This is a genomic window from Sulfitobacter alexandrii (genome assembly GCF_001886735.1).
Taxonomy (GTDB): Bacteria; Pseudomonadota; Alphaproteobacteria; order Rhodobacterales; family Rhodobacteraceae; genus Sulfitobacter; species Sulfitobacter alexandrii.
The window spans coordinates 2,269,773-2,289,956 of sequence record NZ_CP018076.1; the positions used below are offsets into that span (position 1 = coordinate 2,269,773).

At 60.7% G+C, this 20,184-nt stretch carries 16 protein-coding genes; 2 read left to right on the forward strand and 14 right to left on the reverse strand.

Features of this window, described 5'->3' with window-relative positions; genetic code table 11:
- Positions 1 to 97: 97 nt before the first annotated feature.
- On the forward strand, positions 98 to 778 hold the full coding sequence (locus tag BOO69_RS11200; protein ID WP_071972240.1) for a helix-turn-helix transcriptional regulator: 681 nt from the start codon (positions 98 to 100) through the stop codon (positions 776 to 778).
- Positions 779 to 794: 16 nt separating this feature from the next.
- On the opposite strand, the gene BOO69_RS11205 is transcribed toward BOO69_RS11200, so the two are convergent.
- The 6 genes from BOO69_RS11205 to BOO69_RS11230 form a co-directional block, all read right to left on the reverse strand.
- The gene (locus tag BOO69_RS11205; protein ID WP_071972241.1) at positions 795 to 1,151 is read right to left on the reverse strand and encodes a Lin0512 family protein; all 357 of its coding nucleotides are present in this window, start codon (positions 1,149 to 1,151) and stop codon (positions 795 to 797) included.
- The gene (locus BOO69_RS11210) at positions 1,144 to 1,497 is read right to left on the reverse strand and encodes a Lin0512 family protein (protein WP_071972242.1); all 354 of its coding nucleotides are present in this window, start codon (positions 1,495 to 1,497) and stop codon (positions 1,144 to 1,146) included. Before BOO69_RS11210 ends, BOO69_RS11205 begins: the two co-directional genes overlap by 8 nt.
- On the reverse strand, positions 1,490 to 2,590 hold the full coding sequence (locus tag BOO69_RS11215; RefSeq protein ID WP_071972243.1) for an ABC transporter ATP-binding protein: 1,101 nt from the start codon (positions 2,588 to 2,590) through the stop codon (positions 1,490 to 1,492). The genes BOO69_RS11210 and BOO69_RS11215 overlap by 8 nt, the downstream gene beginning before the upstream one ends.
- Positions 2,591 to 2,662: 72 nt before the next feature.
- On the reverse strand, positions 2,663 to 3,784 hold the full coding sequence (locus BOO69_RS11220; protein ID WP_071972244.1) for a DNA alkylation repair protein: 1,122 nt from the start codon (positions 3,782 to 3,784) through the stop codon (positions 2,663 to 2,665).
- Between the two features lie 4 nt (positions 3,785 to 3,788).
- The gene (locus tag BOO69_RS11225) at positions 3,789 to 4,175 is read right to left on the reverse strand and encodes a hypothetical protein (protein ID WP_071972245.1); all 387 of its coding nucleotides are present in this window, start codon (positions 4,173 to 4,175) and stop codon (positions 3,789 to 3,791) included.
- Positions 4,176 to 4,189: 14 nt separating this feature from the next.
- Complete coding sequence (locus tag BOO69_RS11230; RefSeq protein ID WP_071972246.1) at positions 4,190 to 4,969, reverse strand: SDR family oxidoreductase; 780 nt, start codon at positions 4,967 to 4,969, stop codon at positions 4,190 to 4,192.
- Positions 4,970 to 5,107: 138 nt separating this feature from the next.
- Here BOO69_RS11230 and BOO69_RS11235 point away from each other — a divergent pair, with 138 nt between their 5' ends.
- Entirely contained in the window at positions 5,108 to 6,121 is a 1,014-nt protein-coding gene (locus BOO69_RS11235) for a Hint domain-containing protein (RefSeq protein ID WP_071972247.1), read from the forward strand.
- A gap of 74 nt (positions 6,122 to 6,195) precedes the next feature.
- Here the strand turns inward: BOO69_RS11235 and BOO69_RS11240 are convergent, their stop codons facing one another.
- The 8 genes from BOO69_RS11240 to BOO69_RS11275 form a co-directional block, all read right to left on the reverse strand.
- On the reverse strand, positions 6,196 to 9,042 hold the full coding sequence (locus BOO69_RS11240; RefSeq protein WP_071972248.1) for a calcium-binding protein: 2,847 nt from the start codon (positions 9,040 to 9,042) through the stop codon (positions 6,196 to 6,198).
- Positions 9,043 to 9,232: 190 nt separating this feature from the next.
- The gene (locus BOO69_RS11245; protein ID WP_071972249.1) at positions 9,233 to 9,502 is read right to left on the reverse strand and encodes a hypothetical protein; all 270 of its coding nucleotides are present in this window, start codon (positions 9,500 to 9,502) and stop codon (positions 9,233 to 9,235) included.
- Positions 9,503 to 9,588: 86 nt separating this feature from the next.
- Positions 9,589 to 10,605, reverse strand: coding sequence for a choline ABC transporter ATP-binding protein (gene choV / locus BOO69_RS11250; RefSeq protein WP_071972250.1), 1,017 nt, complete (start codon positions 10,603 to 10,605; stop codon positions 9,589 to 9,591).
- Positions 10,602 to 11,435 carry a choline ABC transporter permease subunit gene (gene choW, locus BOO69_RS11255; RefSeq protein ID WP_071972251.1) on the reverse strand — a complete coding sequence of 278 codons (834 nt, stop codon included), beginning with the start codon at positions 11,433 to 11,435 and terminating at the stop codon, positions 10,602 to 10,604. The genes choV and choW overlap by 4 nt, the downstream gene beginning before the upstream one ends.
- A gap of 84 nt (positions 11,436 to 11,519) precedes the next feature.
- The gene (locus BOO69_RS11260) at positions 11,520 to 12,443 is read right to left on the reverse strand and encodes a choline ABC transporter substrate-binding protein (protein ID WP_071972252.1); all 924 of its coding nucleotides are present in this window, start codon (positions 12,441 to 12,443) and stop codon (positions 11,520 to 11,522) included.
- A 592-nt stretch (positions 12,444 to 13,035) separates the two neighbouring features.
- Positions 13,036 to 14,037, reverse strand: a complete 1,002-nt coding sequence (locus BOO69_RS11265; RefSeq protein WP_071972253.1) for a hypothetical protein — start codon at positions 14,035 to 14,037, stop codon at positions 13,036 to 13,038.
- Between the two features lie 32 nt (positions 14,038 to 14,069).
- On the reverse strand, positions 14,070 to 17,759 hold the full coding sequence (locus BOO69_RS11270) for a glycosyltransferase (protein ID WP_156874914.1): 3,690 nt from the start codon (positions 17,757 to 17,759) through the stop codon (positions 14,070 to 14,072).
- A gap of 789 nt (positions 17,760 to 18,548) precedes the next feature.
- Positions 18,549 to 19,994, reverse strand: coding sequence for a S1C family serine protease (locus BOO69_RS11275; RefSeq protein ID WP_071972255.1), 1,446 nt, complete (start codon positions 19,992 to 19,994; stop codon positions 18,549 to 18,551).
- Positions 19,995 to 20,184: the final 190 nt, after the last annotated feature.

Genomic DNA, 20,184 nt, shown 5'->3' on the forward strand with positions numbered 1-20,184 from the left:
GCCGCGTCCGGACCACCCGGTCGCAAAACCGTGACCGCTGGGCTTGATGCGGCCTCCTGACAGGTTTATGTCAGTTGCAACCCGGAAAGACCTTTCGATGCCCCGTTCCGACCGCCTGTTCGACCTTCTGCGCCTTCTGCAGGACGGTGCGTTGCACCGGGCAGAGGATCTGGCCAGGCGGATGGGGGTTTCGGTACGGACGATATACCGGGACATGGATCGGCTGGCCGCTTCGGGCGTGCCAGTCAAGGGGTCGCGCGGGGCGGGCTACGCGCTCGAGGACGCGATCACCCTGCCGCCGCTTACCCTGACCGCAAAGGAACTGGAGGCGCTGAACCTCGGCCTTGCCATCGTGGCACAGGCGGCGGACGCGGAGTTGCAGACCGCGGCGGACAGTCTGGCCGACAGGATCGACTCGGTGCTGCCGGCACAGGCAATGGCCGCCGCCGAAGCGTGGAAAACAGCGTTGAGCCCCTTTGCGGACCCTGCGCGAAACCTGACGCATCTGTCGCTTCTGCGGCCCGCCATCCGCGCGCGCCAGAAGGTGGCGCTGACCTACACCGCCGACGACGGCTTCGTCGCCCGCCGCACCGTGCGCCCGCTGCACCTGGAATACCGGGGCCGGGTCTGGGCATTGACGGCCTGGTGCGAGGGGGTCGACCGCTTCGGCCTCTTTCGCCTCGACCGGATCGAGACGGCAGAGGCGCTGCCGGAACTTTTCGTCGATGAGCCGGGAAAGCGGCTGGCGGACTACCGACCGACGGCCGGGACGCCCTGAATCCCGTTTCCGACGGCTATTTCAGCCGCCATGCGCCGCGCTGATCCGGCAGGAAGGCCTCGACGCTGGCCTGCGCGATGACGATCACCTCGACGCCCGCGCGAACGTTCAGGCCGCCGGGGACCGCGCGGACCTTGGCCTTGCCACGCGGCAACAGGGCCGCCAGTGCATCGGTATCGACCTTGTCCGGTTCCTGCACCGCCACCGTCACCTGAACACGCATCTGCGCAGGTGACAGGCCGGTCGCCTTGAAAAGGGGCAGCGAGGAGTGTCGCATCGCATCCTCGATCGCCCTTGCGCAGGCCTTGGTGTAATCCATCCCGTGCAGGTCGTTGCCCATGCCCATTTCGATGATGATCCGCTGCTCAGTCATCGGCCCGCTCCATGTCGAAGGCGATGGACAGGGCGACATTCGCCATCATCGTCGGGTTGCCCTCTCCCTCCGGGCGCGGCACGTCCAGCCCGCCCGAATGCAGGTTCACGGTGACCTCGCCATAGGGAAAGACGGCGCGCAGCGCCTCGGGGTCGACCTTGTCGGGCTGCTGCACACCCACGTCGAGGGTGATCCGCATGTCGGTCTTGTCGAAACCGAAAAGCTCGGCCAGGTTGATCGAATTGTGCCACAGGGCATCCCTGACCGCGCGCAGCGCGGCTTCGGTGTAATCGCCCCGGCGCAGGGACGATCCCATGCCGAATTCCACCATCAGAGTCTCAGGCATCGCGGCCTCCTGTCACCGGGAAAACAAAACACTTGTCGCGCCGGACCGTCAGCCACATGACCGAGCCGGGCTGCGGCAGGAACACGTTGGGCACCGTCGCCTTGAGCCGCAGGTTGTCATGATCGAGCACGAATTCCACCAGCGACTCGTTGCCCATGAACCGGGCCCGTTCCACCACGGCGCGCGCTGCCGTGCCATCGGTGGCGGTGGGCCGCGGCCCCTGCCCGCCACGGTCGAAATCAATGCGCAGGTGCTGGGGCCGGAAAACGATGTCCACGTCCGTCCCGTCCGGCACGCCCGGCGCAAGGAACTGGCCGAAAGGGGTGTCGGCCAGCGCCCCTTCGACACGGGCGCGCAGCAGGTTGGCGTCCGAGAAAAAGGCGACCGCGGCCCGGTCCACGGGACGGGTGTAGACGTTGTAGGGCGCGCCCTGCATCACGATCCGCCCGTCTCGCATCAGGGCGATCTCGTCGGCCATGCGCATCGCCTCGTCCGGCTCGTGCGTGACCAGAAGCACCGCGGTGTCCTCTTCCTTGAGGATGCTCAGCGTTTCATCCCGGATGCCATCGCGCAGCCGGTTGTCCAGCCCCGAGAACGGTTCATCCATCAGCATGATGCGCGGGCGCGGCGCGAGGGCGCGGGCCAGTGCCACGCGCTGCTGTTCGCCGCCCGATAGCTGGTGCGGGTAGCCGTCGATGAACCGCTTCAGGTCCACGCGGTCGAGCAGTTCCTCGATCCGGGCGCGCTTTTCCGCGCGGGTCCCCTTCTTGAGGCCGAAACCCACGTTGTCCGCCACGCTGAGGTGCGGAAACAGGGCGAAATCCTGGAACATGAGGCCGATCTCGCGCCGTTCGGGGGGCACGCGAAAGACCGTGTCGCAAATCAGCGCGCCGTCCACGTGAATGGTGCCGCTGTCCTGCATCTCGACCCCGGCGATCATCCGAAGGGTGGTCGACTTGCCGCACCCGGAAGGGCCGAGCAGACAGGTGACCTGCCCCGGCATGATGCGCAATGACACGCCATCGACAACGGGGCGGCCGTTGTAGGATCGCTTCAGGTCCTTGATCTCTAGTCGGGGAACTGCGGCTGTCATGGGTATCCGATAAAATCGCTCGGAGATCAGCTATCAGCCCGGCCCGGTCCCCGCAAGCACCGCCGCGCGCCCTCACGCCGTGAGGTCGAAGTCGGCCGCCGCGACATCGGCCCCGTTGACCTGAACGGTCACGCGGTGGGGGCCGGGATGGAGGGTGAAGGTGGTCGCGTCCCCCTTCATCCTGTGGGCCTTTTGCAGGATCAGGGGCCGGCCCGCCTCGATCCGCGTCGCCCTGAGCTTGAAGACCTTCTCGGTATCGTTGCCGCCGGGGCGGGCAAATCGCAGCCGGTAATCCACCACGACGGGCAGGTCCACCGATGCGGTCAGTTCCAGCGAGAACGCGAGCTTGCCACCGATGGAAACGCTGCCGCTGTCCAGCGCCAGTACGGCGTTTACCGGAATGTCGCGCCGGTATCCCAGCAGATCGAGTGCGGCCGGATCGCCGCGCTTGATCAGGGTGCGCAGGGCGTGCCGGGTCATCCAGGCCAGTTCGCTGTCGTCCTGCTTGCCGGCTTTGCGCCAGTCGCCAAGCCGCTCCACCACCCGGTCCGGTTGCTTTTTGGCGATGTCATTCAGGTGGTTGGCGACCGATCTTGTCACGTATCGCGTCGGGTCCGTATGAAGCCGATCCAGAAGCGGCAGGGTCTGATCGGCGGTCAGATCGACGGCCCGCGCCCAAGGCAGGCGCGGCCGTGTGCCTTCGCTGACGAGGCGGCGGACGTGATAATTCGGGTCTTCGGACCAGCGCAGCAGCCGGTTCAGCGTCTGCTCCGGCCAGCGGTTCAGGAAGGGACGGATGTAGAATTCCATCGAGAACCGCTGCGTCGCCGCGTGGAGAAGATCCAATGCTCTCTCGCGGTGATGTTCCAGCCCGTGCCGCACCGCAAGGATACCGGGCACCGCATGAACGAAATGGCCGAAATCATCGTCCCGCAGGGCCGGGTCCAGCGGTGGCGGCATCATGGCCTCCAGCTGGTCGGCCATCAGCGGGAAATCTGGGGAAAGCTGCGGCTCGAGGCAATCGGCCATCCACTCCAGCCGTTCGAGCAGACCACGGTCGGCGAACCCGGCCAGCACCTCTTGTCGGAACGGGCCCGGGTCGAAACCCGGCAGGCCGGCGGCGTATTCTGCCGCCAGCCTGCCGATGCTGTCCGCGTTGAACAGGTGATCCTTGAGCGAGAACGCCTCGGCCACCGCGCTAGAGCCCGACCCCGCAGGCGCGGGTGATCGGCACGATGTCGCGTTGCAGGCGCAGACCCGCCGCCGCGTGGATGCGCGCCGCCAGACCGCCGAAATCGGCGGCAGCGCGCAGGCGTGCGGCCTTCGCCGCCCCGTTTTCGACCGCGCGCACGTAGGTCTCGGCGGCGGCGCGGCCCTTCATCCGTTCAAGCTCGCGCAGCGCACAGCCAGAGGCCGCCCGGCGCGCGGCGCTCCACCGCGCCCCGGCCGGATCGGCGCCCATCACCGTCAGCATCCGGGCATCGATCGCGCCCTGCGCCGCTTCGAGCCGCGGGAGGAGGTCGTCCGCCCGCAGGGGTTGCGTCGCGAGGCACACGACCGCGACGCAAAGCGCCAGCTTGCCCATACGCGAGGCCCCGGTCACATGGTGATGTTGGTTGCGCCGCCATCCAGCAGCAGGTTCTGACCCACGATGAAACCGGCGTGCTGCGAGCAGAGGAAGGCGCAGGCGGCACCGAATTCCTGCCGCGTGCCGTAGCGCCCTGCAGGAATGCCCGAGGCGCGTTCCTTGCGGGCCTCCTCCAGCGTGATTCCCTTGGCCTTGACCACGCTCGCGTCGAGCGAATCCGCCCGGTCCGTGGCGTGGATGCCCGGCAGCAGGTTGTTGATCGTCACCCCCGACCCGGCGACCTGCCGCGAGGTGCCCGCAACGTAGCCGGTCAGCCCCGTCCGCGCGGAATTCGACAGGCCCAGCACGCCGATGGGCGCCCGTACGGATTGCGAGGTGATGTTGACCACCCTGCCCCAGCCACGGTCCATCATGCCGGGCACCAGCGCCTTGATCAGCGCGATGGGCGCCAGCATGTTCGCGTCCAGCGCCGCGATGAAATCGGACCGGTCCCATTCGTGCCACATGCCGGGGGGCGGACCGCCCGCGTTGTTGACCAGAATGTCGATCTCGCCCGCGGCGTCGATCAGCATCTTCTGGCCGTCCTCGGTCGACACATCGGCCGCGACCGTCTTCACGGATATGCCGTGATCCGCCCGCAGGCGTTCGGCGGCAGACTCCAGCGCCTCGGCGCCCCGCGCGTTCATCACCAGGTTCACACCGGCCTCCGCCAGTGCCTCGGCACAGCCCAGCCCCAGTCCCTTGGACGATGCGCAGACCAGCGCGGTTTTTCCCTTGATCCCCAGATCCATATCCGATTCCTCCTGATTGCTCGGCACAGACCTACCACGCCCTGCGCCGGATGCCAGCAAAACACCCTGCGCTTGACCCAACCCCGTCACAATTCTAGCTTATTCCACCGGGCAGTCCGCCTGCAGTCAGAGGTAATAATGGCCCGCTCCCGTCCCGCTCCAGCGCAATCCGTTCCCGTCTACAGAGCCGACGATGTGCGGGCGACCGACGGCGCGAACATGGGCGATGCGCTTTCCTTTGCCGCCGAGCTGATGCTGGACGACATCTACGAACTCCCCTACGGGGCCGCCCCGCTCCGGCTGTCACTGCTGCCCTCCGCGGGCAGCCGGTTCACCGTCGCCGAGGACAGCGAGGTCGGCACCACCGGTTCCGCCCTGCACCTGGACAGCGCGCTGATGTTCATGTCGCCCGACGGCCAGACCCAGGAGGCGCTGCTGCTGGTCGAGGTCGACGCGGAAGGGACGGCATCGGAAATCTTCCTGCTGCCGATGGCGCAGCTTCTGCCGCAGACCGAATACCGCCTTGTCGGCATCGACACCGAACAGCAGCGCCGGAAGTTCGCCGAGGTGGGTTGCGTTTCCTTCACCCGTGGCACCCACATCACCCTCGGCAGCGGCGAACAGCGGCTGATCGAAGACCTCGTGGTCGGCGACAAGGTCCTGACCCGCGACGACGGCGTGAAGGCGGTGCGCTGGATCGGGCAGAGTACCGTGCGCGCGGTGGGCGACTTCGCCCCGATCCGCATCGCCGCCGGAACCCTGAACAACGAGAACGACCTCATCGTCAGCCCGGACCACCGGCTGTTCATCTACCAGCGCACCGACGAAGTCGGCGCCGGCCGGTCCGAATTGCTGGTCAAGGCGCGCCACCTCGTCAACGGCTACACCGTCACGCTGCTGGATGGCGGCTTTGTGGACTACTTCCAGCTGCTCTTCGACAGCCACCAGATCATCTATGCCGAAGGGATCGCGGCGGAGACCATGTTGATCGACACGCGCACCCGCGCGATCCTCCCCGACGACCTGTCCCAAGCGCTGGGTGACGTGATCCCCGGCCACTCGGACCTGCCGCACGCGGGGCTCGACGTGAACGAGAAGCTGCTGAAACGGCCCGACGCCGCCGAACTGCTGCGCAAGGCATCGACCCGCTGAGAACCATCGTCCAGGCGTGAAAAAGGGGGCCCGGACAGGCCCCCTTGTCGGTCGCGCGACGTGTCTTTCGGCGATCAGAAAATGAAATCCGTCGCATCCAGATCGTTGCGGTCGACCCCCTCCAGCAGGATCGTGTTGCCGCCGCCGGCGTCGATCAGCACGTCCTCGCCGACCTGCGTGACATGGTTTGTCAGAAGGTCGTCCAGATCGCGGATCGAAGAGACAAGCCGCAGGTCGATCCGTTCGAACACGTTGTTGGCATCGAAGTCGCCGATCGTATCCTGCCCGAAGCCACCGCCGAAGTCGGCAAAGACGAAAATATCGGCATTGAAAGCGCCGACCAGACGGTCGTCGCCGGTGCCGCCGATGATCGTGTCGAAGCCCGCGCCGCCCGTGATCTGGTCGTCGTCCGCGCCGCCATCGACCAGATCGTTGCCCTGCCCGCCAAAGATGCGGTCGTTGTCGCCTTGGCCATACAGCCGGTCATCGCCCAGCTGCCCGAACAGCGCATCGGTGCCGAACCAGCCGTAGCCCACGTCATCGTCGTCACCGCCGAACAGCCGGTCGAAACCGTTACCGCCCAGCAAGGTATCCTCGCCCTGCTCGCCGAACAGGTTGTCGGCCTGGTTCCCGCCGTTCATGAAGTCGTTGCCGGCACCACCCAGCATCAGGTCGAACCCTGCGCCGCCATCCATCGTGTCGTTGCCGGTATCGCCGAAAAGCTGATCTTCCTGGATGCCGCCCTCGATGACGTCGTCACCGGCACCGCCGCGCAGCGTGTCGTTTCCGGCGCCGCCGTCGATGGTGTCGTTCCCTGCCGCGGCGGCCACATCGTCATTCCCGGCAAAGGCAGTAATGTCATCCGCGCTTTCGCTGCCCACCATGAAATCGGAGGTTTCCTCGCCGAAGAGGTACAGCTCGCCGCTGTCGTCAGGCGTTGTCACGTCATCCGCAAGGAAATCGCTGGACAGCAGGATGACCCACATGCCGCCAAAGTTGGCGATGCCCATGGCGTTGTAGTCCAGACCGATCAGCGCCTGCGAACCCGCGGTCGAGTTGCTGAGGTACGAGAACACCTGTTCGATGGTGCCGCCGGAGTTCCATGCCGCAAGAATCTGGGTCTGCGACAGGTCGATCCCCTCGGCGTCGGCGATGGCATCCAGAGCCTCGCTGTAGCTCTGGCCGTTGGTCAGCATTTCTGCCCAGGTGGTGGCGTTCGCTGCAGAGGCCACGCCGAAGGGGGCTTCGGCGCGGTTACCGATCCAGTCCACCGCGACGCGGTTGGCCAGTGCCGAAAGCGCCGCGTTGAAGGCATATTCGCTGCCGTCGGTCCGCTGCTCGTTGATGTAGGCGGCGAGGTCGGCTTCGGGCGTGGTCACGCCATCACCGGGCCGCGACCCCAGGTCTTCGGTGAAGACGCCGATGTCGAACAGGTTCGCCGGGTTGTCGATGGTCACGTCCAGCGCGAGGTCTGCGGGCGCCACGACGGTCCCCTGATCGTTGATCTGGTGGCCCTGGTTGATCCCTGTCGAAAGGTAGTAGGCCAGTGCGCTCACGGCCGCGCCGGAGGCCACGGCGTCTGCGGCATCCGCGTAGGTCGCGAGGTAGAATTCCGCGTCGAAGATATTGGCGGAAATGTCCACGTCACCCGCCGCAGCATCTACGCCGATGAGGTCGCCCGGCTCCACGCCCGCGTTCTCGAGGTTGGCCTCGTTCAGCAGGTCGTCATACCAGCCATTGGCGGCATTGCGCACGCCGCTGCTGAGCCCGAAGGTATAGATCAGCCCGGTGACAAAACCGCCCAACACACCCGCAATCGGTGTTCCGACAAGGGAAACGCCAGCGGTGACTGCGCCCGTCGCGGCCATGCCGGTGAACATGTCCACGATCTCGATAAAGGCCTGCCGCGGCGCATCGTTGGAGTTGTAGACGTTGTCGATCCTGTTGCCGATGTCCAGAACCAGACCAAGCACGCCGAAAGCCTTGCCGATCTTGCCGAGGATCCGCGCCGCGTCGTCGGCGTTGTCCATGTTCTCGACGACCAGTTCGAACATCGCGTATTTCTTGGCGTTGAAGTCGAAAACCCCCGCGTTGGCCACGCTGGCGAAAAGATCGTCGATCAGATCATCCTCGGGCAGGCGCGTGGGCGGGTTCACGTCCACGATCACCGAATAGGGTGCCGCGTCGGTATAGCCCGGCAGCGCGCTGAGCTGGATGATGTTGACACCCTGTTCGAAGGTCACGGCCAGTTCCCGAACGTCGTTGGGATTGTTGTTCAGGAAGACCCGGATCGTCCCGGTCAACTGTTCGTTGGCGGTAAGACGGATGTAGTCTTCGGTGTCCACCTCGCTGACGGAATCCGAAAAGAAGTACTCGGTATCCGCCTCGATCACCCCAAGGTCGCGATCCACGCCCGCGGGCACGGCATCAAGCAGCGCGATGCTGGGCGGCTCCAGCACATCGACCGGCTCTCCGAAGATCACGGTATCGACCGAAAAACCGGCCGCATCGAAGCTTTCGTCGATCACCGCGATCGAGGCGATGCCGAGGTCGGAGGCGAATTCGAAATTCAGCACTCCAAGCGCGTCGTTATTCACCACGTGCACGACATTTCCCGAAGCGTCGCGAAATTCGACACGGGTACTTCCGAGATTATCGAAATATCCCACGTCCATGCTGACGTAATTGACCGGGTTCTCGAAATACAGAAACACCGGCCCCCGATAACTGGTATTGGCCGCGATCACCGGCGTATTCGGCTGCGCACCGTCGCTGACGATCTGCCCCACGGTCGTGACGGTATTGTTGTCGAATTCGAACGTCGGATTCTGGGTGAACCGGGGCTGCTCTGAAAAGGTAATGGTGGTGGTGACCGCGGGCACTTCGGTGACCGGGTCCTGTTCGAGCTGAGCTTGGGGCATGGTAGTTCCTTTATTCAATGATACTTCAGGGTGTTACCCGTGAGTTTTCGAAATGGGTTGGAAGAATACGTGGGGCGACCGATGACCCGACCCGCACATCGGGATGCGCAGGCAGAAGAATTTCCAACGAATATGTCATCAGAAATCTCCCCCCGAAGAAATCCGCATTCAAATCAACGCAGAGGGGGGATTACATCCTGCGGAAAATCGCGGGAACACCCCAGACAATAACCAACCCGATGAACCAAAAAACCGCTATCTTCATCATAACGGAAGACTGGTCATTCGATAAACCCTTTCCGCTCAGCGCCGCGACGACGAGCAGAAGACCCGAGGCCAGATACGCGAAAAGAACCAACTTATCCGCAAAAAACTGCATCGCGGTTCCATCCGGAAAATAGGCCGAAAGGCACCTCAATATTGCCAATACGACCGCGCTGATCAAGAAAAAATACAACATTTTCACCTCCCCCCGAAAGAGACGGCATCAGGGCAGAGCAATGCCGACCTGTCAACCCGTTGTTACGAGGGGAATTCTCCCGGCTGTCAGTCCTTCAGCCGGTCGACGATGGATTGCGCCGTGACCGCCCCGATGATGGCGCCCTCCTCGACCACGCCGAGGCAGGTTTCCTCGCCCCCGAGCCGTTCGATCAGGCTCGAGACCGGGGTTTCGGCGTCGACCGAGGGATGATCGCCGGGGCGCGCATCGCCCATCACGTCGCGGGCCGTCAGCACGCCCAGCGGGTTCATGTTGGCCACGAATTCGGCCACGTATTCCGACGCGGGGTTCGAGAAGATGTCGCGCGGGGTGCCCACCTGGACGATCCGCCCGCCTTCCATGATCGCGATGCGCCCCCCCAGCTTGAACGCCTCGTCCAGGTCGTGGCTGACGAAGATGATGGTACGCCTGAGGTCGCGCTGAAGCTCCAGCAGCTCGTCCTGAAGCCGTGTCCGGATCAGGGGGTCGAGCGCCGAAAAGGGTTCGTCCATCAGCAGGATAGGCGCTTCGGTGACGAAGGCACGGGCAAGGCCGACACGCTGCTGCATGCCGCCCGATAGTTCGCCCACCTTGCGGTCGGCCCAATCGGAAAGCCCTACGAGGGCGAGCTGCCGATCTGCCCGCTCCAGCCTTTCGCCGCGGGGCACGTCCGCCAGTTCAAGCGCCAGCGCCACGTTCTCGCGCACGCTGCGCCAAGGGAGCAGGCCGAACTGCTGGAACACCATCGACACGCATTCGCGCCGCACACGGCGCAGATCCTGCGCCGAGCAGCCCTGCACGTTGGCCGACCACTTGCCGTCGTCCACGGTGACCGACCCGCGCACAACCGGGTTCAGCCCGTTCACCGCGCGCAACAGCGTGGACTTGCCCGACCCGGAAAGGCCCATCAGGACGAGGATCTCGCCCTCGGCCACCGACAGGGTGCAATCGTGCACGCCCAGCACCTGCCCGGTGGCCGCCTCGATCTCCGACCGGCTCTTGCCCTCGTCCATCAGCGGCAGCGCCGCCTCCGGATCGTCCCCGAAAACGATGGAGACCCTGTCGAACTCGACCGCGTTCGTCATTTGTCACCCACCCGCAGCATCCGGTCGAGCATGATCGCCACGACAACGATGATCAGCCCGCTTTCGAAACCCAGACCCGTATTGACCTGGTTGAGCGCGCGCACCACGGGCACGCCCAACCCGTCGGCGCCCACCAGGGCGGCGATCACGACCATGGACAGCGACAGCATGATGGTCTGGTTCAGCCCGGTCATGATCTGCGGCAGGGCATAGGGCAGCTCGATCTTCCACAGGGTCTGGCTGGGCTTCGCACCAAAGGCCTGCGCGGCCTCGAGCAGGGCCTTGGGGGTGGAGGATATCCCCAGTTGCGTCAGGCGGATCGGGGCGGGAAGAACGAAAATGACGGTCGCGATCAGCCCCGGCACCATCCCGATACCGAAGAAGACGATGGCCGGGATCAGGTAGACGAACGTGGGCAAGGTCTGCATCAGGTCCAGCACGGGGCGCATCACGCGGTACAGCGCTGGCCGGTGAGCGGCGGCGATGCCGATGGGCACCCCCACCCCCATGCAGACCACGCAGGCCGACAACACCAGTGTCAGGCTTTCCGTGGTTTCTTCCCAGTAGTCCTGGTTGAGGATGAACAGGAACCCGACCACCACGAAGGCGACGGTCTTCCAGTTGCGCTGTATGAACCAGGTCAGCACCGCGAAAAGCGCCACGATGAGCAGCGGATTAGGTGTCTGCAGACACCACAGCACCACTTCGATCAGACGCTCCATGAAGCGAGACAGCCCGTCGAAGAACCAGCCGCCGTTGATCTGCAACCATTCGAACGCCGCCTCGGCGGCATCGTCGATGGGAATCTTGTTTTCCGTCAGCCAGTCCATCCGCGCCGCCCCAGAAGCCCCCGATCCATTCGCTGGAAAAGCCCACCCCGGCAGGGATGGGCCGTTTTCACGCCGTAGCCGGCCTTACTCCAGCTCGGCCTTGACGGCCGCCATGGCATCGCCGCCGTCCTTGGTGATGACGCCGTCGAGCCATCCGTCGAGAACGCCGGTGTTGGCCTTCAGCCAGGCTTCGGCCGCATCTGCGGGATCCTCGCCGTCGTCGAGGATCGCCCCCATGATCTCGTTCTCCATGGCAAGCGAGAAGGACATGTTCTGAAGCAGTTTGCCCACGTTGGGACATTCCTCGACGTAGCCGGCGCGCGTGTTGGTATAGACGGTCGCGCCGCCGAGGTTGGGACCGAAGTAGTCATCCCCGCCTTCGAGATAGGTCAGCTCGAAATTCGCGTTCATCGGGTGCGGTTCCCAGCCAAGGAACACGATCGGCTCGTCCCGGCGGGTCTGCCGCTGGACCTGTGCCAGCATCCCCTGCTCTGAGCTTTCGACCACCTCGAAGTCCTTGAGACCGAAGGCGTCCTCCTCGATCATCGACTGGATCAGGCGGTTGCCGTCGTTGCCGGGTTCGATGCCGTAGATCTTGCCGTCCAGCGCATCGGCGTTGGCGGCGATGGCATCGAACGAGGTGATGCCGAGGTCCGCCGCCGCCTTGTTCACCGCGAGGGTGTACTTGGCGCCCTCGAGGTTGGCCCGGACCGTGTCCACGCTGCCCTCCTCGCGGTACTTGGCGATATCGGCCTCCATCGTCGGCATCCAGTTGCCGAGAAAGACGTCGATGTCCCCCGAAGCCATCGAGGTATAGGTGACCGGCACCGACAGGATCTTGATGTCGGTGTCATAGCCCAGCGCTTCGAGTACGGTCGTCGCCGCGGCCGTGGTGGCGGTGATGTCGGTCCAGCCGACATCCGAGAATGTGACGGTGTCGCAGTCCGCGGCGGCGACCGACGCGCCGAAAGTCGCGGCAAGTGCCGTGCTGGCAAGCAGATGTCTCATGTGATGGAATCTCCCCTTGTGTCGTTCATGATGGCACAAGATGATGCCATAAGCCCCGAGGTTGCAACCGATCAGCGCAAGACACCCCCGTCACGCCCGCGCAACCGGGACGATTTCAGGGGCCGCGAGAGCGTTCGCCGGGATCGAGGATGGTGGCGGAGGCTTAGTCCCCATGACTGCGCCGAAACGATTTCAAAGCAGGTATGAATTTCAGCCGCATATGATTATTCCACGTCTTGTGCATTCCGACGTGGCCTCGCATAATCATAGCAATAACGGGGGCTTATTGGGTGGCTGAAATCAAAAATTTGAACTTAAGGCAACAAGTAAGCGGGCGGAAGAATCCTTGTCCACCGCTTTCATCTGAGCGGCCACCAGACGGGGCAAGCATACAGAAGGTCACGCCCAATGTCTCCGACGACATGAACCTAGAGAAACATAGCCTAACCAGCCTTGATGACGCCGGCCGCGCAGAGCTCGACCATGCTAAAGGGTCTTTGGACGAAACTTTGGCCGAGCCTTTCGGGTGGTTTGACGACCGGCGGGCGGGGGCGCTGACCGAAAACGAAAGTCTAGGCACAAAGCTAACTGACTAGCGCGCTTCAAATTCGGTCGGGCACAGGTCCATAATTCGGGCTGTAATAGGATTTGATCGCAGCAAATCACATAGCTGCTCCGGATCAAAAGCTGGATGCGATTGCAACATATATTTTGCGACGACGCGAAACCGAAGGAGATCCCAGTCTTCCAGCGTTGCCTCGGGGCAGAAGGGCCAGATCATCCAGAGCGGGGCTTCTTGGGCGACGTCTTCGTCATGCCATTTTTGGCAAAGCAAGCGTGTGCTTATGGCAGTGATATGAAGCGCAAAATAGGTCTGCATCACCCAGGAGACCTGCGACATATTCAGAGGATCGGCGCGTCTGAACAGGTGAAGATCCTTAAGTAGGTAATCTCCGTCTTCATTGCGCACCATCCAGAAATTCCCGATCAAACGATGTTTACGGGCTAGCTCCAAAGCAATCTCGCTATTTCTGATGGTCATTGCGCGATAGGTCTGCACATCTCCCTGCGGAGGTTTGACGGAGTCGATCCAGGAGGTCCTCCAACCATAAACCGTGAACCAACTGCTATGACCATTTTGGTGCACCTGCCCGTAGCCGAGGCAGGGGACCGTTGAAAAGCCGAGTTTGGTCAATAGATGGCTCATCCGATATTCGGTGACAGCCTGCTGCATTGACGATCCGCCAACATAGGCACCGTCATGGCCGCTGGCCACATCCATCATCGCCCGCCCGTCAAAATCAAAGAGAGGGGCGACAGGACCTCGTTCGAGGTAGGTGCCGAACTGGATCGCCGACCCGTTTAACCCAGCACCTTTGATCTTAATCCTGTCAAACCGCTGAAACTCATAGGGAATATAGATGGACCGTTCTCCGGTCTGTTCAAACTGCGAAATCCGTCCTGAGAACCACTTCTGACAAAGCTCGCCCACATCCTCTGGCATTTCACGGCATTGGACATAGCCCGTGTTCTGTACGGAGAGCGTTGCGGCAGTGTCCTGTTTTGGCTTTTTCGATAAAAACGGCCACATCATATAGGCGTCCTAGTGAAAGCGATACGTAGTGTTCAAGTTTCAAAAAGCGCCTGGGTAAATTCAATCAGTGCCTGATGGCATGTCAAATTGCCTGCATGACGATAGTTCTCTGCGATGGTGTCTGACGTGGATCGATCAAAGGGATCGAGAAAAAACATCCGTTGCAAGCAGTAGACCCGCATCGGGCGGTGCACATCGCCGGGAAGCGGGGCGTGCCGTGCCCAGATCTCTTTGCGCCGCGGGGCCATCAGGCAAGCCTGTTCAAGCGCGCGGGAGGCGTCTGAATCAAGGCCCATCGAAAGCTGAAAAGCCATGAGCCGATGCAAAATATCGGCGTTCCCCGGATCTATTCGGGCAGCCTTGGTAAGCATGGAAATGCTATGCATCACCTCGGTGGTAGACCGCGTGCCACTTCTAATATCGGCAAGATTACAGTATAGGCCGGGGGCCTCTGGAAATTGCTCGAGCGCATCCAGGATGAGGGCATCGGCCTGAGGTTTGTCCGTGCTTAAAGTGGCCAGCGCTTGTTTTTGCAGTTGTCGGGCTCTAAGTATTTTTTCGCCTTCTTTCAGGCTTTCCCAGCGTTCCAAATGAAGTAGAGCGGCAAGGTCATTGCGCAACTGGGGCAGGCTGTCTGGATCGAATTCCTCCTTGCGCATCGCGAGGGCTTTTTCCGTAGCGACACGACGTCCTTCAAAGGCGCTGTTGACCACCTGTCTCAGCTGTTGTGAACTACCAAAATAGGGGAAGAACAACCCTCTGACCCGTCGACGGGCCCGTTTGGCAATGTCCTGCCTCAAAGCTGTTGCACTGCCGGGGTAGCGGTGACGAATCCTTATTCGCGGGTCAGATACTATCTCGATTTGCCCAGTCAGGCTGTTTTTCAAATAGGTGTCTTCACCGATCCTCATCCCCGTCGGGAAGTAACCGAAATCCTCAAAAACGCTTCGATCCAAGGACAAGCTGTAATTTTGATCCTGAAAAACCATGGAATTTGGGCTGCGGCTGGAATGCAAAAGCAAAGCGGCAAGAGATTGATGAATGTTTTCTGGTGTTTCCGGTTCTACAAAGGCTGAAACCGCACGGGCACCCTGTCTGTGGAGTTTTTGTCGGGTTCGGATGTTTTCGGCGCACACAGTACAATCTGATGCAAGAAAACTGACATACCGCCCCTTGCTGGCATCGATGCCGACATTGCGCGCAGCGCCCGCGTAAAGACGGGTGTCCGTGGTGATCAGCCTGATGTGGTCACGGTAGGGGGCCATCAGCCCTATGATGTCACCGCCACCGGAATTCACGACAGTTATTTCTGGAACTACGGATTGCTGGAGCAAGCTTTCAACAGCGTCGATCACTTCGATCGGCGCGCCTAGGCTGAGCACGACCACAGATGTGTCACAATCCTCGATCCGACTCCCTTCAATCAAGGCTGCTGGTCCATCAATCCAACGCTGCCAGAGCGTCGAAGAACTTGAGCGACGCAGTAAACGGCGTTTTGGGAGGCTGTCCGCCAGAGTTTGGTACAGCAAGCTGCCGTTTGCCAGCGTCTCGATTTCGGCAAGGCATTTTCGAGCTTGCGTAACCAGTCCCAACTCCTTTTGCGCACGGCAAACGATCACGCGGGCCATCAGCGCTTCCGGGTCTTGCACCCTGATCGGCTGCGCCAACTCCAAAGCGCGGTCCCACAAGCCAGCGCGCGCGGCGCAATCTGCCGCCCATAAAGTGATATCCGGGTGTGTCGGGAAGTTCTTGAGAATGTCCAAGGCGACATGCATCGCATTTTCATACCCGCCCAAGCGCCACGTGTCTTGGAGGCGCTTCGTCTGGCTCCGAAGCGGGTCGGGTGCCAGAGGTCCTGGATCGTGCTGCAATTCAGGTGACGCCCAAGTTCCACCATCTTCCGTGTGAGCCGGGGAGAATGATCGGTCAGCTGGGATGGTTTCCAATACCTGACCGCGATCATCATCCAGGTAATCATAGCCTAGGGGCTGGCTGCTTCGATCTGCGTCCAGTTTGGCATAAAGATCACGACGCATTTTGCGTCGCAAAGGCGTCGCCATCCGCAAATGGTAAAAATTCAATCTGGATTGGCGCTGATGCAGGCCTAATGCGTTTCTTGTCCAGCTTCCATGGAACCGCTGTCGCTGCGGTTCCATGCCCGGCAAGCAGGGGTAGAGCCGAATGCGTTGGCGCAAGCCCCAAACCCCGTCCGTTCGATAGCTGTCAGGTGAAAACATCTCTCGGCATTCAAACGTCCATAGAACGGGTCCGAAGTCTTTGGTCATCGGGCCGATCTGGTAGGCCAATCCGTCCTCAAACCGCTCATCCGGGTCGACCGCAAAGATCCAATCCGCCCCCAAAGACCGCGCCTTATTGAATAGGGCGCTCTGACGTGAGGTCTCTTCGCTAAACAGGTCCAAAAGATCGGCCTCGCGGTCATCCCACGCAACATAGCCGTGTATCGCGGGCCCAATGTTCTCTAGCAGACCGTCGACAAGATGGGCGTCATAGCGAAAAGAGAAAGCGGCGATCACCATTGGTGAACCGGGCGAAGGCGACCGCAGCATTTGCGACTTTAGCGGGCCTTTGTCAGCTTTCACAGCCGGGGAGGACGCGGCAAGAAGCGCGGGGATGCCTTTTGCCTCCTGATAAGCGCGATCCACGAGGTCATAGACCCTGCTTTCCGCCAGCAAATCAACTCGGGCTGCGGCCCAATCAACTGAGGAAGGTCTTCGTTTCGCCTTTAGGCGCCGGGTTTCTTCGATGAGGAGATCGACCTGCTTCTCCAGTTTATAGCAATCCGGCAAAGCGCTGCTGAACGAAAGCGCCTGCTTTCGTGCCCGCGCATACCCTGCTTCAATGGCATCGGCCAGCTGCTCTGGCGATCTTTTGATCGGGTAATCGCGGCCAGAAAAATTCGCATTGGCACTTTCTGCGAAACTGGAAGTCTCTTGTTCCAGACCAAGCCATCCAGGTCCCTGAAAGTGATCATAGCAGAAAACCGGTCGGCCAGCGCGCAACCCATACTGAACAGTTTTCCCGATCGTTACGACCGCATCGTGATCCTCCAGATCATAGGGGCGCACCCGACGGAAATCGGCCTGTCTTCCGATACGATAGACCTCAATTCCGCGGTCATATAGGAGCTCGAATGCGTTTGACAGTTCTGGGGGCAGATGGCTGGAAACAGACAGAATGCGTGTCAGGCTCTTTTTCGGTTTCGAGCTTAGCGAGAATTCAGCTGGTGCAGGGTTTTCAAACAGCCTGACATCTTTTGCCCCAAGGCGCGCCAGGTCGTTTTTTGTTTCAAGACTGTTGGCGAATGTAATGTCGCCCAGCAAGCGCTGCGCCACCAGCCCGGGGGCCTCAAACGGCTCAAAGGGAGACAGGTGGAAGTAGGCAAAGATCGGACGGTTTTCGCCGAAGAGAGCTTCGGGGCTTTGAAAACACAGGAAGCGCGAAACGGCCTGATGAAAAACCAGAACCAGATCAAATTCAGCGAGATCAATCTTGTCTGGTGTTGCGATGATTGGCATCCATTCGCCGAGAGCCCGGTAGGCAAAGTTGGGGTTCAGGAATGGGGAGTAGAGACGCACGTCCATGCCGCGACGACGCAAGTCTTCAAATAGCTCAGTAACAACCAGTTCCGACCCAGCCCATTCGTGGAAATGATGTGTACAAATCAAGACACGCAAGGCTGAATTTGAAGCTGTCTCGGTCAACTCAATCGTCTTTTCCGTCAGGCGATCTGTGCAAGGTTAAAATAAGGTCAAATAAACGGTCGTTGTAAAAGCGCCCTCATCAGAAGCGTTATGGCAATGCCCGAGAGGACGGCAACACACTCTCGAGTTTCCGTGAAATCCAAAGTCGCCAGAAGACTATGAGTAACATTGCCAAAAATGCAAGCGCCGCGGAATCTTGATCGACCCGTTCTGACTGATACAGATGGGTTGCAAGCGCACCATCGCCCATTGGTCCACCGGGAGGAAAGTTTCGGGAGCTGGTCAGAAGTAGCTGAGCTTTTGTTTATACCGGTGAGACTTCACTTGGAACACTAGATCATTTGGCGCGTGCTGAATGAGGAACCGGAACGGAGTTTCGTCGGTTCGGTCAGGGATGGCCAAGGGCAACCTCTGAATCTTTGCTGAGGCCACGTCCTACGCATCGCGGGCGTCGGTCAGCCGAGAAGCTGCCGCTTGCTAAGTTCGCGAACCGCAGTGACCGCCGAAGGGCCGCTATGCGAACGAAGTCGGCTTTCGCTGTGGCAGCCCAAGGTCGGCTCTGAAATGTCCGTCATGTCAAAAGCCTCGGTTATCGTCGCGTTCAGATACTGCAAACTACGGGCAGTTGTCTGAGGGGACACCAAGAAGTCGCCAAAGCTCGGGGCGCGGCACGGAGCGTCTGTTTCTTGATCGAACCTCTTTGTTGCATCCGCATCGAAGGTCCGGAACCGGTTGTTGAGCCACAAGATCAGGGGGCTACAGCGAACGGCTGCTTTCCGTCCATTTTCGCTATTTGCACTCGATAAAGACCGTGAAAGCCGACGCTTCTTCCGCTAGTTCAACTGGGCTCTTGGGTTCGTCGGAATAGCCTAAGATTGGGTCTACCCCGTTCTGGGCCAGAAACAGCTTTGCTATCTCACCACGAACCGCGAAGTTGACGTTCTGCGGCACGTCGCCAAAGACTTCAGTTGCTTTGACCGCATCCAGTTTCGATACCACTACGCCAACAACATCTCCGTTCGGACCTAAGAGTGGGCCGCCTGAATTGCCACTTTGAACTGGTGCGGTAACCTGCATCGTCATTGCGTCTCCGCCTAGTCCTTTCAAAGAAGATACGGAGCCTCTGGTTACGTTCAGTCCACTAAGCAAACCGGCATATGGATACCCCACAGCAGTGATGTCTGAGTTCAACTTGGCCGGACTATTGGAAAACACGGCGACCTCAGCGTCTCCTTCAAAGTCCGTCCTAAGAATAGCTAGATCGAACTGGTCAGATGATGACAGTAACTCAGCAGCGTTCCCGTCGACGAAAAGGCGAGCGCACCCTTGGACTACGTGAGCATTGGTTAGAACATGCCCCTCCTCTGACACAAAGAAACCAGTACCAGAACCTTCTCGAGGGGCTGTCTGTGGTTCGGTCGCGTTCGAACCAACTGATGCACTTTGGGACTGCTCTTCGTCGTCGCTGGCATCCTGCAATATGGCGACAGTCTTGACTATTGCGTCTTCAAGACGGCCACCTTCATCGATTGAAAGTGCCGGAGTATGCCCAAGTTCAATGCTGGCTGTTACAGCGTTAAGAACTGATCTGTCGCTTCGATCTGCTGATAACATCACCGTCGACCATGCCCCGTCTATAAAGTTGGAGCGCGTGTAGAGTGTCGAGCCATCGCTCTTTGTTCCCGAAGAAACCGCAAAGTTGGTTTTTCTTACCGTATAGGGCTCTGTCGAAAGCGCGTGGCTGTTGATTGTGAATTCATGGAGGCTCCGGGTCTGCTTGTTGTTGTGTCGACCAATGGAAATCGAAACCGAGCTCCCGTAGTGCCTGAAGTTCAAGAAGTGCTCCGTAGGAGGGTCTTGGATCACCGTCTTTTCAGGCCACAACAGAGACAGCCGAAGAGCAGGAAAATATCTCATGCTCCAGCCATCTGTTTCATATCGATCTAGCAAGGACATCGCGAGGAAGGCCAGATGCCATTCTTCGTAAGGAGTTCCAAACTCACGTCTGGAGTACTGCTCCAAGGCCCGTTGGCTTATCTTGCCCCAGGCTCCGTCCAAAAGGCCATTGTAGTCACCCTGAAAAGCCAAAGCCGCCTGAATGAAACGCTTCTCGGAGCGTGAGAGAGCATTTGTGTCGAAGTCGCGAAGCAGCGTTTGGTACTGCTGCGCAGATACAGTTTGAGGGGCGACCACAAGTGAGGTCACTGTCAAGATGATGCAAATAATGCGCTTCATGATAGGCACTCCAACTACCGCTTAAGCTGACACACTACCGACCGTTCTGGCAATCGCGAGAAGAAGGTTGGACTATTTGAAGACGCTTGGTTGAAGGCACTTGGAAACGCGCAGACTTGGTAGAGGCAACGCTGCATTTGGGTTCAAGCTCCACCGTCCAGCAATGCAGTTCAAGTGTGTTGAAGTGAGG